Source organism: Hymenobacter guriensis, assembly GCF_015773195.1.
Lineage (GTDB): Bacteria > Bacteroidota > Bacteroidia > Cytophagales > Hymenobacteraceae > Hymenobacter > Hymenobacter guriensis.
Window position 1 is genome coordinate 236,930 of sequence record NZ_JADWYK010000005.1, and the last position, 14,351, is coordinate 251,280.

A 14,351-nucleotide genomic window follows, 5' to 3' on the forward strand; every position below is an offset into this window, starting at 1 on the left:
AAAGAACGTGTCCGCAAAATACCCGTTTTTCGGCGGATAGCTGCATTCAATGTATGGTAAGCTCCGTTGCCGGTCCGCAGCGCCATATTTTACACTGCCGGAACGTGGTGCCTGTCGTATAGAAAAAAGCACTATTCCCATTCAAGGATAAAAAGCATTTTTCCCATGGCACCCAAACTCAAAAAACTACGCGACCAGGTTATCGTCATTACCGGCGCCTCCTCGGGCATCGGTCTTGTTACGGCCCGTATGGCGGCCCAGCAGGGCGCCCGGCTGGTGCTGGCGGCCCGCAGCGAAAAAGCCCTGCGTGAGCTGGTAGAAGAAATTGAAGACCACGGCGGCGAGGCTGCTTACGTGGTAGCCGATGTAAGCCGGCGCGAAGACATTCAAAACATCGTGCGCGAAGCCGAGCAGCGCTTTGGCGGCTTCGATACGTGGGTAAACAACGCCGGCGTAAGTATCTACGGCCGCCTCGACCAGATTCCGGAGGAAGATATGCGCCAGCTTTTCGACGTGAATTTCTGGGGCCTGGTGAACGGCTCGATGGAAGCTGCCCACCACCTCAAGCACAAGGGCGGGGCCATTATCAACGTGGGCAGTATCCTGAGCGATATTACTGCCATCCTGCAGACCATCTACTCGGCCAGCAAGCACGCCGTGAAAGGCTTCACCGACGGCCTGCGCATGGAGCTGGAAATGGAGGGCGCCCCGGTTTCGGTGACGCTTATTCAGCCCGCCGCCATTGACACGCCGTACCCCATTCACGCCAAAAACTTTATGGAGCGCGAAGCCAAGCACGCCCCACCTGCCTACGCGCCCGAAACCGTAGCCCGCGCCATCCTGCACAGTGCTACCACCTTCGAGCGTTCGGTAGTAGTGGGCGGAGGCGGCAAAGCCTTTATCGAAATGGAGCAATGGACGCCGCGCCTGCTCGATAAGTTTATGGAAAACGCGTTTGTCAAGCAGGAAAAGGCCGATTACCCGCCTCGCCCGCTCAGCCAGAACGCCCTCGACCACCCCATGGGCGCACTGGAGGAACGCGGCAACTACCCCGGCCACACCCGCGAAAACAGCTACTATACCCAAGCCGTGACCAGCAAAGTGCCCGTACTCAAGATGGCCCTGGCCGCGGGTGCCGGCTTAGCCCTGGTATCGGTGCTGGGACGGGGCAAGAAAACCAATGGTACCAGCACTGCCACTGCCCCGGCAAAGCTACAACCACAACCACAACCACAACCACAACCACAGCCTCAGGCCGCGCCCGTGGCACCGGCACCGGTTATCGAAACCCAGTTCACTTACCCGGTAAACGACAGCACGCCCAGCGTACACTAGCCTAAAGGCCAGTATACAAAGCAAAAAGGCCCGCAGCTTTAAAGCTGCGGGCCTTTTTGCTTTCATCGTCACCTACGCGTTACACGGCTACGGCTACTCTGGGTGCCCCGGCCATGATTTCCTCGTTGGCGAAGTCGGCGAACTTCTGAAAGTTGGCTACGAACTTGTCGGCCAGATCAGCGGCCGTCTTGTCGTACGCCTCCTTGTCGTGCCAGGTATTGCGCGGATCCAGGATGTTGGCTGGCACGCCGGATACCGCCGTGGGCATTTCCACCCCGAAGATCGGGTGCTTTACAAACTCTACGTCTTCCAGCTCGCCGTTCAGGGCTGCCGTAATCATGGCCCGGGTGTAAGGCAGCTTCATACGGGCGCCGGTTCCGTAGGCGCCGCCCGTCCAGCCCGTGTTAATGAGCCACACGTTCACGTCGTGCTCGTCCATCTTCTGGCCCAGCATCTCAGCGTAGGTGGTGGGGTGCAGGGGCAGAAAAACCTGGCCGAAACAGGCCGAGAAAGTCGTCTGAGGCTCCGTGATGCCCACTTCCGTACCGGCTACCTTGGCGGTATAGCCGCTCATGAAGTGGTACATAGCGTGGCTTTTATCGAGCTTGCTGATGGGAGGCAGCACCCCAAAGGCATCGGCCGTTAGAAAGAAGATATTCTTCGGCACGCCGCCCACGGACGGCTCCACCGCGTTGTCGATAAAGGAAATGGGGTAGGCGGTACGGGTGTTTTCCGTCACGCTCTTGTTGGCGTAGTCCACCGTGCGCGTGCCGGGCACGAAGCGCGTGTTTTCCACGATGGAGCCAAAGCGGATGGCGTCCCAGATCTGGGGCTCTTTCTCCTGGCTCAGGTCGATAACCTTGGCGTAGCAGCCGCCTTCAAAGTTGAAGATGCCCGCGTTGCCGGGCATCCAGCCGTGTTCGTCGTCGCCGATGAGGCCGCGGTTGGGGTCGGCGGAAAGGGTGGTTTTGCCGGTGCCCGAGAGGCCGAAGAAAATGGCCGTATCACCCCGCTCCCCAATGTTGGCCGAGCAGTGCATGCTCAGGGTGTTTTTCTCGTGAGGCAGCAGGTAGTTGAGCACCCCGAAGATGCCCTTCTTCATTTCGCCCGCGTAGCCGGTGCCGCCAATCAGAATCATCTTCTTTGCAAAGTTGATGATGGCGAAGTTCGGCTGGCGGGTGCCATCTACGGCTGGGTCGGCCTCGAAGCCCGGGGCGCAAATAATGCTGAAGTCGGGCGTCCAGCTGGTGTCGGCGCCTTCGGCGGGGCGCAGGAACATGTTGTAGCAAAACAGGTTGTGCCAGGCCAGCTCGTTTACTACGCGCAACTTCAGCTGGTACTCCGGGTGGGCACCCGCGTAGGCGTCGCGCACGAACAGCTCCTTGTCAGCCAGGTACTCCACCATTTTAACGTGTAGCTGGTCGAACTTATCGGCAGCGAATGGGATGTTGATATCCCCCCACCACACGCTTTCTGCAGTACTTTCGTCGCGTACTACAAACCGGTCTTTGGGGGAACGACCGGTGAATTTACCGGTGTCAGCCATGAGCGCACCGGTGTCGGTGAGGGTGCCTTCGCTACGACGAAGGGCATGCTCTACCAAGTCGGCGGGCGGAAGGTTTAGGTAGACCGGACCGGTAGTCCGGGTGAATCCAAGTGCCTGAAGGCGAGCGGATACATTGGCGCCAGTTGGGTGCATAGAGCCGAAAATGAAGTAAGGGTGGGTGGGAAAAAACGGGGTATTTAAAGGACAAAAATAGACAAAAACGCGGACTGCTTATGATATGTTTTAGAAAAGCGAATTTTCGCTTCTATGTTTACTAGTGAAAATTCGCTTTTTAGCGAATAGGCTGACAGATCAAGTCAGTTGGGAAAGTTTTGTAGATTTACCAACCCCATCTGCCTTTGGGCGGAAAACTGTTCTCCTTCCACATCTTATTTACTTTTCATGCAATCAACCTCCGTTGTTCAGGAGCAACCCAACACGCAACAAGGTCATCCGCCCGGGCTTTATCTGCTGTTTCTCACCGAAATGTGGGAGCGGTTCAGCTACTACGGTATGCGGGGCCTGCTCATGCTTTACCTGTCGAAGACGGCCCTGGAGGGTGGCCTGGGCATTCCGGCGGCCAGTGCTTCGCTGATATATGGCTACTTCACCGGCTTTGTGTACCTGACGCCTATTCTGGGGGGCTGGCTGGCCGACAAATACATTGGTCAGCGCCGTGCCATCCTGATCGGGGGCCTTACTATGGCTCTGGGGCAGTTTTTCCTGTTTATGCAGCCCGATCTTTCCCGGGAAGCGGCCTTTTTCGGGCTTCCCTGGCCCACAGCCCTCGGGTTGCTGCTGCTGTGCGTAGGCAACGGTTTCTTCAAGCCGAATATTTCCACCATTGTAGGTAAGCTGTACCAACAGGGCGACTCCCGGCGCGACGCCGCCTTCACCATCTTCTACATGGGCATCAACACGGGCGCCTTCCTGGCCCCGCTGGTGTGCGGTTACCTGGCGGAGGATTTGTTCGCCACCAAAACCGTGGTGGATGGCGTGGAGCAGGTAGCCAACTATGGCTTCCGCTACGGCTTCCTGGCGGCGGGCATTGGTATGCTGCTCGGGCAGCTGCTTTTCAACCTGCTGGGCAAGCGCTACCTCGGCGACGTGGGCATGTACCCCGAAGGCCAGAATGAGGACAAGACTATTGCCAAGGCGCCGCTCACCAAGGAAGAAACCGACCGCATGGCCGTTATCTTCATTATTACGCTGTTCGTGGTGTTTTTCTGGGCCGGGTTCGAGCAGGCCGGCTCATCCCTCACGCTCTATACCGATAAGTACATCAACCGTGAGGTGCTGGGCTTCCTGATTCCCACGTCCTGGTTCCAGTCGGTGAATGCAGGCTTTATTGTGCTGCTGGGCGCGCCGGTAGCAGCCCTGTGGATCAACCTGAGCCGCAAGGGGAAGGACTTGAGCATTCCCGTGAAAATGGGCCTGGGCATGATTCTGCTGGGCGTAGGCTTCCTGTTTATGGTAGGCGCCGTGATGGAGCGCGGCGGCGACGTAGCCGACCAGACAATCAAAGCCAGCATCTGGTGGCTTATTGCCACGTATTTCTTCCACACCGTTGGGGAGCTGTGCTTGTCGCCGGTTGGCCTGTCGATGGTGTCACGCCTTTCGCCGCCCACGCTCACGTCCATGCTGATGGGGGTATGGTTCCTGGCGCCCTTCGTGGCCCAGATTGCCGGTGGCTACATTGCCAAGTACGTAGAGGAACTGGGCGCGCTCAAAGTCTTCGGGCTGATTGCTGGCTTCGTTATTCTGGCCGGCTTGATTCTGGTTGCCATTGCCAAGAGGCTTTTCTACATGATGCACGGCCGCGGCTAAACCATCAGGCAATAGCCTCAAAAAAGCCCCGCTGGATTCGTCCGGCGGGGCTTTTTTGAGGCTATAGGTTAATTTAATGCCGAGGCGTTATCGGTTACTTTCGGTATATAAGCCGTTTATATATGTCAGACCGCCTGCACACAGTACTCATTATCCTCTTCAGCTTTGCCTCGCTATGGGCCGCCATAAGCCTGATTAGCGTGCAGGTGAGCCTGAAATACGAAACCGGGGTAGATGGCTGCCTTTCCGCCGTATCCGGCCACGACCTGTGCGCCAGCTACAGCCTCATGAAATGGGTAACCTGCGTGCTGGTGGTGACAGTAGTGCTGCTGATCGGGTTCAGCCACCATTTGATCAGGAAGAACTGAAGGCCGCCAATACGCAAGAAAAAAGCCCCGCCGGACGAATCCAGCGGGGCTTTTTCAATAGCTAAAAGTCAGTAGCTAACGGCTTTCGACTTACATCATGCCGCCCATGCCACCCATGCCGCCCATACCGGCAGCACCGGCACCAGCGCCACCTTTATCATCCTCGGGCTCGTCCGAAATCACGCACTCGGTGGTCAGGAGCAGGCCGGCAATAGAGGCGGCATTTTCCAGCGCCAGGCGCGTTACCTTGGTCGGGTCGATGATACCAGCGGCCATCAGGTTTTCGTAACGGTCCTCGCGGGCGTTGTAGCCGTAGTCGCCTTGGCCTTCACGTACCTTCTGCACTACTACCGAGCCTTCGCCACCAGCGTTCTGGACGATGGTGCGCAGAGGAGCTTCGAGCGCCGTGCGGATGATGTTTACGCCGGTGCGCTCGTCGCCGTTCAGCGTATCCACGCCGGCTAAGGCGTCGAGGGCACGCACCAGGGCTACACCACCGCCGGGCACCACGCCTTCCTCAACAGCGGCGCGGGTAGCGTGCAGGGCATCGTCTACGCGGTCCTTCTTCTCCTTCATCTCTACTTCCGTAGAAGCACCGATGTAGAGGATGGCAACGCCGCCCGACAGCTTGGCCAGCCGCTCCTGCAGCTTCTCTTTGTCGTAGTCCGAGGTGGTTTTCTCGATCTGAGCCTTGATTTCGTTGATGCGGGACGTAATACCATCTTTCTGGCCTTTGCCGTTCACGATGGTCGTGTTGTCCTTGTCAATGATGATTTTCTCGGCCTGACCCAGGTACTCCAGGGTAGCGTTTTCGAGCTTGTAGCCGCGCTCTTCGCTGATAACAGTACCGCCCGTAAGCACGGCAATGTCTTCCAGCATAGCTTTGCGACGGTCGCCGAAGCCAGGGGCTTTCACCGCCGCAATTTTCAGCGAGCCGCGCAGCTTGTTTACGACCAGCGTAGCCAGGGCCTCACCATCCACGTCTTCGGAGATGATAACCAGGGGCTTACCGGTTTGCACCACTTGCTCCAGCACGGGCAGGAGCTCTTTCATGGTGCTTACTTTCTTGTCATACACGAGGATGAAGGGATTTTCGAGCTCCACTTCCATCTTCTCGGCATTGGTGACGAAGTAGGGGGAGAGGTAGCCACGGTCGAACTGCATGCCTTCCACCGTTTTTACTTCGGTTTCGGTGCCGCGGGCTTCTTCCACCGTAATCACGCCTTCCTTGCCTACTTTGTCCATGGCATCGGCAATCATCTGGCCGATTTCCGCATCGTTGTTGGCCGAAATAGTGCCTACCTGGGCAATTTCTGAAGAGTTTTCAATCTTCTTCGACTGCGCTTTCAGGTTCTCCACTACCGCTTTCACGGCTTTGTCGATGCCACGCTTGAGGTCCATGGGGTTGGCACCAGCGGCTACGTTTTTGGAGCCGGCCGTGTAGATGGCCTGGGCCAGCACGGTAGCGGTGGTCGTGCCATCACCGGCCTGGTCGGCGGTTTTGCTGGCTACTTCCTTCACCAGCTGAGCGCCCATGTTTTCGATGGGGTCTTTCAGCTCAATTTCTTTGGCTACCGTCACCCCGTCCTTGGTGATGGAGGGGGCACCGAATTTCTTGTCGATAACCACGTTGCGACCTTTGGGCCCCAGGGTTACTTTCACGGCATTCGCCAGCTTATCTACGCCGCGCTTCAGTTTGTCGCGGCCGTCGGTATCAAATAGGATGTTCTTCGCCATCGTTGTGTGGGGAGAATTTGTAGATCAGAGAGAAGAAAAGAAGCTTAGAGCACGGCCAGAATGTCCGACTCCCGCATGATGAGGTAGTCGGTGCCTTCTACGGTGATTTCGGTGCCGGCATACTTGCCGTAGAGCACCTGGTCGCCAACGCTTACCTGAGGCTTGATGGTGGTGCCGTTGTCGGCCACTTTGCCTTCGCCTACAGCTACAACTTCGCCGCGCTGGGGCTTTTCTTTGGCCGTGTCGGGGATGATGATGCCCGATTTGGTTTTCTCCTCGGCAGCGGCCGGCGCGATGATGACGCGGTCAGCCAGCGGTTTCATGCTAAGCGACATATGGTACGTTTTGGTTGAAAAGGTTACTTGAAACAAGGTGGTGCCCGCTGCCCAACACTTCCTGTGCCAGCCCGCCCGAACCTGACAGAATGAACACGAAAACCGCATTCTTGGCGGAATCTTGCACCAAATCCTGACACACAGCTGACAGAGCCTGCCACTGCAGCGGGCCAAAAACAAACATCCGGTGGCTCCGCAAGCGGAACCACCGGATGGTAGGGAGAAAGCCGAAAACGGCTGACGGCAGACTTACTGAGCGGGCTGGGCCGCCGGAGCGGGAGCCGGCGTGGTGGCCGGAGCAGTAGCAGGGGCCTGAGCCGGAGCGGCTGAAGGAGCCGGTGCGGCAGGTACGCGGGTTTCGAGGGCGCGCTGCTGGTTTACGCTACGCACGGGCCCCGCATCCGACTGCCCGTTGATCATGTGCGTACCCAAGGCCAGCACAATCAGGCCAATGGCGAAGCCCCAGGTGAGGCGCTCCAGCAGGTCGCCGGTGCGCTTTACGCCCATGAGTTGGGCCGTGCCGCCCGCGCCAAACTGGCTGGAGAGGCCACCGCCTTTGGGGTTCTGAGCCAGCACCACCAGGGCCAGCAGCAAGCATACAAGAATGATCAGGCTAATCAGGGCAATGTACATCTACTCCGTAAGTTTCAGGTGTTGAATTTGGTCGGCAAAGTACGCCTTTTTTTCCGGCTGGCGCACCATCAGCCGTTCATATATTTCAATGGCTTTGGCCACTTTTCCCTGCCGAACCATGATTTTAGCTAGGCTTTCGGAGGCCAGCTCCGGCACGCTGCGGGTGCTGCGCACCGATAAATCGGCCTGCTCGTCGGTGGGAGGCGGCAGGGTAGCCGGGCTTTTCAGGCGGGGCTTATTCTTAAGGAAACGGTTGATCAGGTCGATGGACGTAGGCAGCGGAGCCGGCCGATGGGTTTCCGCGTAGGCCAGCAGCAAAGCGTCGGGCTCGAAGAAGGTATCAAGCGGCAGCGGCCGGGCCAGGGCTTCGCTCGGCTCCAGGGCGTAGCCCAGCCGGCTGCCCCCTGCCAGTCCGTAGCCAACGGCCGCATCGGCGTAGAACGCGGGCATGGTGCGGGCCGTGTTTTCATCCTCGGCCTCAGGCAGCTCATACACGATGGGGGGAGCCGCGGGCTCCGGCTCCTCAAAGCCGTACTCGAAGCGGGAAGAGCCTGCATCGGCCGGGGGACGGATGGGAGGCGGCAGGGCCGGCAGGTCGTCGGGGATGAGGAGCGCGGGAACAGGTATTATTTCGGCGCTTTCTGCGACTGGCAGGGAAGCAATTGCCTCTTCCTGGTTGGTAGTCTCTACCGCGTCCTCAGGTATTTCCGGGGCGGCAGCGTCCGGCCCGATTAGGCTGGCAGCAGGAGCTTCCTCGGTCGCAGGCTCTTCAGCAGCCAACAACGGTGCCTCATCGGCTGCTTCGGCTTCCGGCTGCAAGTCGGGCTGCTCTGTCAGGGCTTCGACCGAAAGCGGTGCAAGGGCTTCTTCTGCGGGCAGCGACGTTCCCTCCGTTGATGAAGACACTGCCGGGTAGCTTTCAGCAGTAACTTCCCCAGCGGCAGGCTCCGGCAGCGGGTGCGTTTCCGTTACATCAACCAGTTCTACCTCCGGCGCAGTCGTGGGCGCAACGGATTCCGTGCGCGCCTCAGCAGGCTCCACTTCGGGCAAGACAGTGGGCTCCGCCACACCAGCGGATACCTCAACCGTTGTCAGTTCCGCCACGGCTGCCTCCTCATGAAGCGTGCTGATGGGCTCCGACTGGCTTTCTGCGGGCACCGCGGCAACCAGGGCCGCGGCCGGCGCATCTACCAAAGCCGGCTCAGCCGTGGTTTCAATCAGGCGGCGCAGCAACTCCCGGTCGGCGGCGTAGGTGGCCGCGTGGCGCAGGCGCTGGCTGGCCAGCATACTGCCCTGGTCGTGGGCGGCCTTGGCCAGCAGCAGGTGGGCCGTCTGGCAGTAGGGGAAAGCGGCCGCCAGCTGCTCCAGCTCACGCACTTCGCCCGGCGAAATACGCGTGACGTGGTCAAGAATCTGCAGCAGCGACGCGCGGGTCATACAGGTAAATTATTGTGAGGCAGATGGTTGGTTATTGGGCCAGGAAGATGAGCAGTCAGGTCGCCCAAGCTGACGGGGCGCAACAATACGGGAATTTCAGCCAGCAAACCAGTTGCGCCAGCTACTTACCAGTTGGCCACCGACTTATTAAAGACATTACTAATAATAGTTCGGGTGATTCCACGGACTTTCGTTTGGTCAGCATTGATCTGGGCTGCATCCTGCGAGCCAGGAAAATCATCCTGGCTCTGGAAGGTCTGCTCAAAGTCCTGACTGGGGTCAGTGGTATTCGTATACTTCACCCGCACCTGAATGGTGAGGCGGTTACTGCCAGCCTGGTCGCGGCCATCCTGCTTTTCGATAGCGGCCGGAGCAATGTCGTAGGAAATAATGGCCCCTTCAAACTGCAAATCCCCGTCGCGAGGCACGAGCTTCAGCGTGGTGTTGCGCTGAAAGAAGTCCTTGAAATCCTCGGTGAACTGCTGGGAAATAGAGGAAGGTCCATTAGCCGCATTGTTCGAAAATGTCTGGATGGATATGGTTTTGGCTGTGCCCGTATTCGTACCGGTAAATGAGTAAACCGAGCAGCCCGCTACCGAAAACAGGAAACTAACGGCCAGCAGCCCGTAGCTGATAGCCGACTTACACTTGTTCCAGATCATACTGCTTGAGCTTGCGGTAGAGGGTGCGTTCCGAAATGCCCAGGTCGTGGGCGGCGTACTTGCGCTTGTTGTTGTGTTTCTTCAACGCTTTGATAATCATTTCCTTTTCCTTGGCTTCCAGGCTTAGGGTTTCCTCCTCGGTTTCGTGCGGAATGTCTTCCACCCGCTGACTATCGTCCTCGTAGTCCGTGGTTTCCTCGATGGAAGGCGTGAGAATGTACTCCGAGGCGGCCCCATCGGCGGCTGGGCGCAGGGGGCGGCCATTTTCGTATGGTACGGGGCTGAGGTTGGTGAACAGGTGGCTGTTCTGGCGCAGCAGCTCCTGGGTTTCCTGGGGGCGCTGCCCACCGGCCAAATCCAGCACCAGCCGCTTGAGGTCGGTCATGTCGCGGCGCATGTCGAACAGCACCTTGTAGAGCAGGTCGCGCTCCGAGTAGGCGTTGCCGGCGCCGTCGGTGGCCTGGCCGGCGGCGTGGGCCAGCATGGGCAGGCGGCTGCTTTGGTCGGCGGGCAGGTAGCCGCGCAGGCGGCGGGCATCCACCTCGCGGTCCGTTTCCAGCACCGACATCTGCTCGGCCACGTTCTTGAGCTGGCGGATGTTGCCGGGGAAGCGGAAGCGCTGCAGCTCCTGCACTGCCTCGGGGTTGAGGCTGATGGGCTTCACGCGGTATCGGTCGGCAAAATCCGTGGCGAACTTTCTGAATAGTAGATAGATATCATCTCCTCGCTCACGCAATGGTGGAACGGTGATGGGCACGGTGTTGAGGCGGTAGTACAGGTCCTCACGGAAGCGGCCTTCACGCACGGCATCCAGTAGATTCACGTTGGTAGCGGCCACCACGCGCACGTCGGTCTTCTGTACTTTGCTGGAGCCAACCCGGATAAACTCGCCATTTTCCAGCACGCGCAACAGGCGGGCCTGGGTACCCAGGGGCATTTCCCCGATTTCATCGAGAAAGATGGTGCCGCCGTTGGTCACCTCGAAGTAGCCTTTGCGAGCTTCCTGTGCGCCGGTGAAGGAGCCTTTTTCGTGCCCGAACAGCTCTGAGTCGATGGTGCCCTCAGGGATGGCGCCGCAGTTGATGGCAATGAACTGCCCGTGCTTGCGCGGCGACAGGGCGTGAATGATTTTGGAAAACGACTCCTTGCCGGAGCCGCTTTCGCCCGTAATCAGCACCGTCATATCGGTCGGGGCCACCTGCGCCGCCACCTGAATGGCGTAGTTCAGCGTAGGCGCGTTGCCGATGATGCCGAAGCGCTGTTTGATACTCTGTATTTCGGAAGGTGTCAAGTCGGGGTGGGTTTTCGTGGGGAAGACGAAAAACGGAGCGTTTTATTTGAAGCAGCCACGAAGAACACCATGAGCTTAAGGACAGCAAATCGGCTCTGAGTGCTAGATGTGGTTTGTTCTAAGCAGGCTAACAGTGTCTTAGATAATTTCCCCGAGCAGCGCGGCGCCGGTGGTAGTAGTTACCAGCACGTTCACGTAGTCGCCTTTTTGGGCGGTGCCTTTGGGGAAGATGACCACCTGGTTCTGGCTGTTGCGGCCGCTCAACTGCTCCTCCGAGCGTTTCGAACGACCTTCCACCAGCACCTGATGCACGCGGCCCACCATGCGGGCGTAGCGGGCCCGGGCGTGCAACTGCTGTCGGTCAATGACTTCCTGCAGGCGACGCTTCTTCACGTCCAGGGGAATGTCGTCTTCCAGCTTGCGGGCAGCCAGGGTGCCGGGGCGCTCGGAGTAGAAGAAGTTGTAGCCCATGTCGTACTGCACGAAATCAATCAAGCTCAGCGTGTCCTGGTGCTCTTCCTCGGTTTCGGAGCAGAAACCCGAAATCATGTCGGTGCTGATGGCGCAGTCTTCGCCCAGAATGCGGCGGATGGCCAGCACCCGTTCCTCGTACCACGGCCGGTCGTAGGTGCGGTTCATCAGCTTGAGCACGCGCGAGTTGCCGCTCTGAGCCGGCAGGTGAATGTACTTGCAGATGTTGTCGTAGCGCGCCATGGTGTGCAGCACCTCGTCGGTAATGTCCTTCGGATGGGAGGTGGAGAAGCGCACCCGCAACAGGGGGCTGATGAGGGCCACGCGCTCCAGCAGCTGGGCGAAGTTCACGAACTCCAGCCCATCCTCCGAGGCCCATTTGTAAGAGTCCACGTTCTGGCCCAGCAAGGTTACTTCCTTGTAGCCCTGAGCCACCAGGTCGCGGGCTTCCTGCACAATGCTGTGCGCGTCGCGGCTCCGCTCGCGGCCCCGGGTGAAGGGGACCACGCAGAAGGAGCACATGTTGTCGCAGCCGCGCATGATGCTGATGAAGGCCGTGATGCCGTTGGAGTTCAGGCGCACCGGGGTGATGTCGGCGTAGGTTTCTTCGCGGCTCAACAGCACGTTTACGGCCTTCTGGCCGCCATCTACCTGCTGAATGAGCTGGGGCAGGTCGCGGTAAGCGTCGGGGCCCACCACCAAATCCACCAGCTTTTCTTCTTCCAGAAACTTGCTTTTCAGACGCTCGGCCATGCAGCCCAGCACCCCCACCAGCAGGCCGGGGTTGCGCTTTTTGTGGCTGTTGATCTGGGAAAGGCGCATGCGCACGGTCTGCTCGGCCTTCTCCCGGATGGAGCAGGTATTCAGCAGCACCAGGTCGGCTCCCTCAAGCTGGTCAGTGGTATCGAAGCCTTCGTTGAAGAGGATGCTCGACACGATTTCCGAGTCGGAAAAGTTCATCTGGCAGCCGTAGCTCTCAATGTAGAGCTTGCGGGTGCGGCCGGTGCGGGTAGCGGCCTGCACGCGCACAGCGCCCGAGGGCTCATGCGCGTGCGTGGTGGCGTCCACGGCGGGCGTGGGCAAGGTGGGCGTATCGAGAAAATCGAGCGTAATCAGCGGTTGGGACATGGAAAAAGCCTTTTGCAGGCGGCAGCTTCACAGTTCAGAGAACGGCAAAGATAACCTTTCGGGACGAAAATGACAGAATGGCAGGGGCGGTGAGTTAGTGAATTAGTGAATTAGTGAGTTTGACGTTCTGGCGGCGCCACTTGCGCAAGCCGAGCAGTTGGAACGTCAAACTCACTAATTCACCATTTCACCTTCAGTACCTCTAGCAGGGCGCGGGCTTTGAGCAGGCACTCTTCGTATTCGCGCTCCGGCACCGAGTCATAAGTAATAGCCGAGCCGACCTGGAAGGAAAGGTAGCCGGTGTCCGAGCGGTACTGCAGGCTGCGAATAACCACGTTGAACTCAAATTCCCCATCGGGCCAGACGTAGCCGATACTGCCGCTGTAGAGGCCGCGTCGGGTGCGCTCATACTGCTCAATCAGCTGCATGGCCCGGATTTTCGGGGCACCGGTCATGGAGCCCATCGGGAAGGTCGCGCGCAGCACATCCACCATATCCACGTCGGGCCGCAGCTCGGCCTGCACGGTCGATATCATCTGCCAGACGTGGCGGAAAGGGTAGAGGCCAAACAACTCGGGTACCTGCACGGTGCCGGTGCGGGCTACGCGGGCCAGGTCGTTGCGCACCAGGTCCACAATCATCAGGTTTTCGGCTTGCTCTTTCTCGTCAGCTCGCAGCGTCTGGCGCAGCTGTTCGTCTTCCGCGGGCGTAGTGCCGCGTCGGATGGTGCCTTTGATGGGCTGGGTGAGAATAGTAGTCCCACGTCGAGCCAGAAACCGCTCGGGTGAGGCGCACAGCAGGTAGTGGTCGTGGTGGCGGAAGAAGCCGGCAAACGGGGCGGGGGAGGCCGCGTTCAGCTGCAGAAATACATCCACCGGGTCCAGACTGACGTTTTCGGCGTAGAACTCCTGGCACAGATTCAGCTCGTACACCTCGCCATTAAGAATGTCCTCCCGAATAGCTTCCACGGCCGCCAGGTAATCGGCCTTGGGCATCCGAGGCGTCAGAGCAGGCACGGCCGGGGGCATTGGCGGCGGCACAGCCGTGGCCAGGATAGCGTCGAGCACGCCAGTTATCTGACCATAGATTTCCAGCACATCACGCCGCCAATACAGCCAGGTTTGCGGGTAGAAAAAATGCAGTGCCGGCCAATCCAGCCCCGAGACGTTGGCACTGTGCAGCTGCTCTATCTCATTTTTTAGCTCATACGTGAGGAAGCCCATGCGCGGGGTGGCATCCACGGGGCGCGGCCGCCTCTGGCGCAGCTCGGCCAGGGTGCGGGGGGCGTTGGGCGCGTTGTCGGCTACACCCAGCAGCTGGTCGAAAGGCCCGTTGGGGTACTCCAGCCCGTTCGGCTCGAAGTAGGCGCAGTGCGCGAAGCCGGCGGCCCAGCGCAGGGCACGGGCCAGGAAGTCGGGCGGAAGGGAAGCAAGCGGAACGGTAAGCACGGCGCAAAAGTACGAGGCGGCAGGGGACGGGTGGGGCGGCGCGGGCGGTGGATGGCTACTGGCGCGGCCGCCAGTCGGGAGACGGGCTCCTATCCGTCGGTGGGCAGACGCGCCCGCACAGTGGGCCAAGGCT

General features: G+C 59.3%; 12 protein-coding genes. 3 read left to right on the forward strand and 9 right to left on the reverse strand.

Annotation, left to right across the window (positions count from 1 at the left end; all coding sequences use genetic code 11):
* The first annotated feature begins 165 nt into the window (after nt 1-165).
* Nucleotides 166-1,335, forward strand: coding sequence for an SDR family oxidoreductase (locus I5L79_RS10785; RefSeq protein WP_196955055.1), 1,170 nt, complete (start codon nt 166-168; stop codon nt 1,333-1,335).
* 79 nt (nt 1,336-1,414) lie between these two features.
* Here I5L79_RS10785 and pckA read toward each other — a convergent pair whose 3' ends face one another.
* Entirely contained in the window at nt 1,415-3,034 is a 1,620-nt protein-coding gene (pckA, locus tag I5L79_RS10790) for a phosphoenolpyruvate carboxykinase (ATP) (RefSeq protein WP_196955056.1), read from the reverse strand.
* Between the two features lie 249 nt (nt 3,035-3,283).
* Here pckA and I5L79_RS10795 point away from each other — a divergent pair, with 249 nt between their 5' ends.
* A complete protein-coding gene (locus I5L79_RS10795) occupies nt 3,284-4,708 on the forward strand; it encodes a peptide MFS transporter (protein ID WP_196955057.1) in 1,425 nt (474 codons plus the stop codon).
* A gap of 122 nt (nt 4,709-4,830) precedes the next feature.
* The gene (locus I5L79_RS10800) at nt 4,831-5,076 is read left to right on the forward strand and encodes a hypothetical protein (protein WP_196955058.1); all 246 of its coding nucleotides are present in this window, start codon (nt 4,831-4,833) and stop codon (nt 5,074-5,076) included.
* A 90-nt stretch (nt 5,077-5,166) separates the two neighbouring features.
* Here the strand turns inward: I5L79_RS10800 and groL are convergent, their stop codons facing one another.
* From groL to pabB, 8 genes are all read right to left on the reverse strand, one after another.
* Complete coding sequence (gene groL / locus I5L79_RS10805; protein ID WP_196955059.1) at nt 5,167-6,813, reverse strand: chaperonin GroEL; 1,647 nt, start codon at nt 6,811-6,813, stop codon at nt 5,167-5,169.
* A gap of 44 nt (nt 6,814-6,857) precedes the next feature.
* A complete protein-coding gene (gene groES, locus I5L79_RS10810) occupies nt 6,858-7,148 on the reverse strand; it encodes a co-chaperone GroES (RefSeq protein ID WP_168679981.1) in 291 nt (96 codons plus the stop codon).
* Between the two features lie 249 nt (nt 7,149-7,397).
* Nucleotides 7,398-7,781 carry a preprotein translocase subunit SecG gene (gene secG / locus I5L79_RS10815; RefSeq protein WP_196955060.1) on the reverse strand — a complete coding sequence of 128 codons (384 nt, stop codon included), beginning with the start codon at nt 7,779-7,781 and terminating at the stop codon, nt 7,398-7,400.
* A complete protein-coding gene (locus tag I5L79_RS10820; RefSeq protein ID WP_196955061.1) occupies nt 7,782-9,218 on the reverse strand; it encodes a hypothetical protein in 1,437 nt (478 codons plus the stop codon).
* 125 nt (nt 9,219-9,343) lie between these two features.
* Nucleotides 9,344-9,880 carry an LptE family protein gene (locus tag I5L79_RS10825; RefSeq protein ID WP_196955062.1) on the reverse strand — a complete coding sequence of 179 codons (537 nt, stop codon included), beginning with the start codon at nt 9,878-9,880 and terminating at the stop codon, nt 9,344-9,346.
* Nucleotides 9,861-11,171: a sigma-54 interaction domain-containing protein gene (locus I5L79_RS10830; RefSeq protein ID WP_196955063.1), complete on the reverse strand. Its 1,311-nt coding sequence runs from the start codon at nt 11,169-11,171 to the stop codon at nt 9,861-9,863. Before I5L79_RS10830 ends, I5L79_RS10825 begins: the two co-directional genes overlap by 20 nt.
* Before the next feature lie 138 nt (nt 11,172-11,309).
* Nucleotides 11,310-12,770, reverse strand: a complete 1,461-nt coding sequence (gene miaB, locus I5L79_RS10835; RefSeq protein WP_196955064.1) for a tRNA (N6-isopentenyl adenosine(37)-C2)-methylthiotransferase MiaB — start codon at nt 12,768-12,770, stop codon at nt 11,310-11,312.
* A 179-nt stretch (nt 12,771-12,949) separates the two neighbouring features.
* The gene (pabB, locus tag I5L79_RS10840; protein ID WP_196955065.1) at nt 12,950-14,218 is read right to left on the reverse strand and encodes an aminodeoxychorismate synthase component I; all 1,269 of its coding nucleotides are present in this window, start codon (nt 14,216-14,218) and stop codon (nt 12,950-12,952) included.
* Nucleotides 14,219-14,351 lie beyond the last annotated feature (133 nt).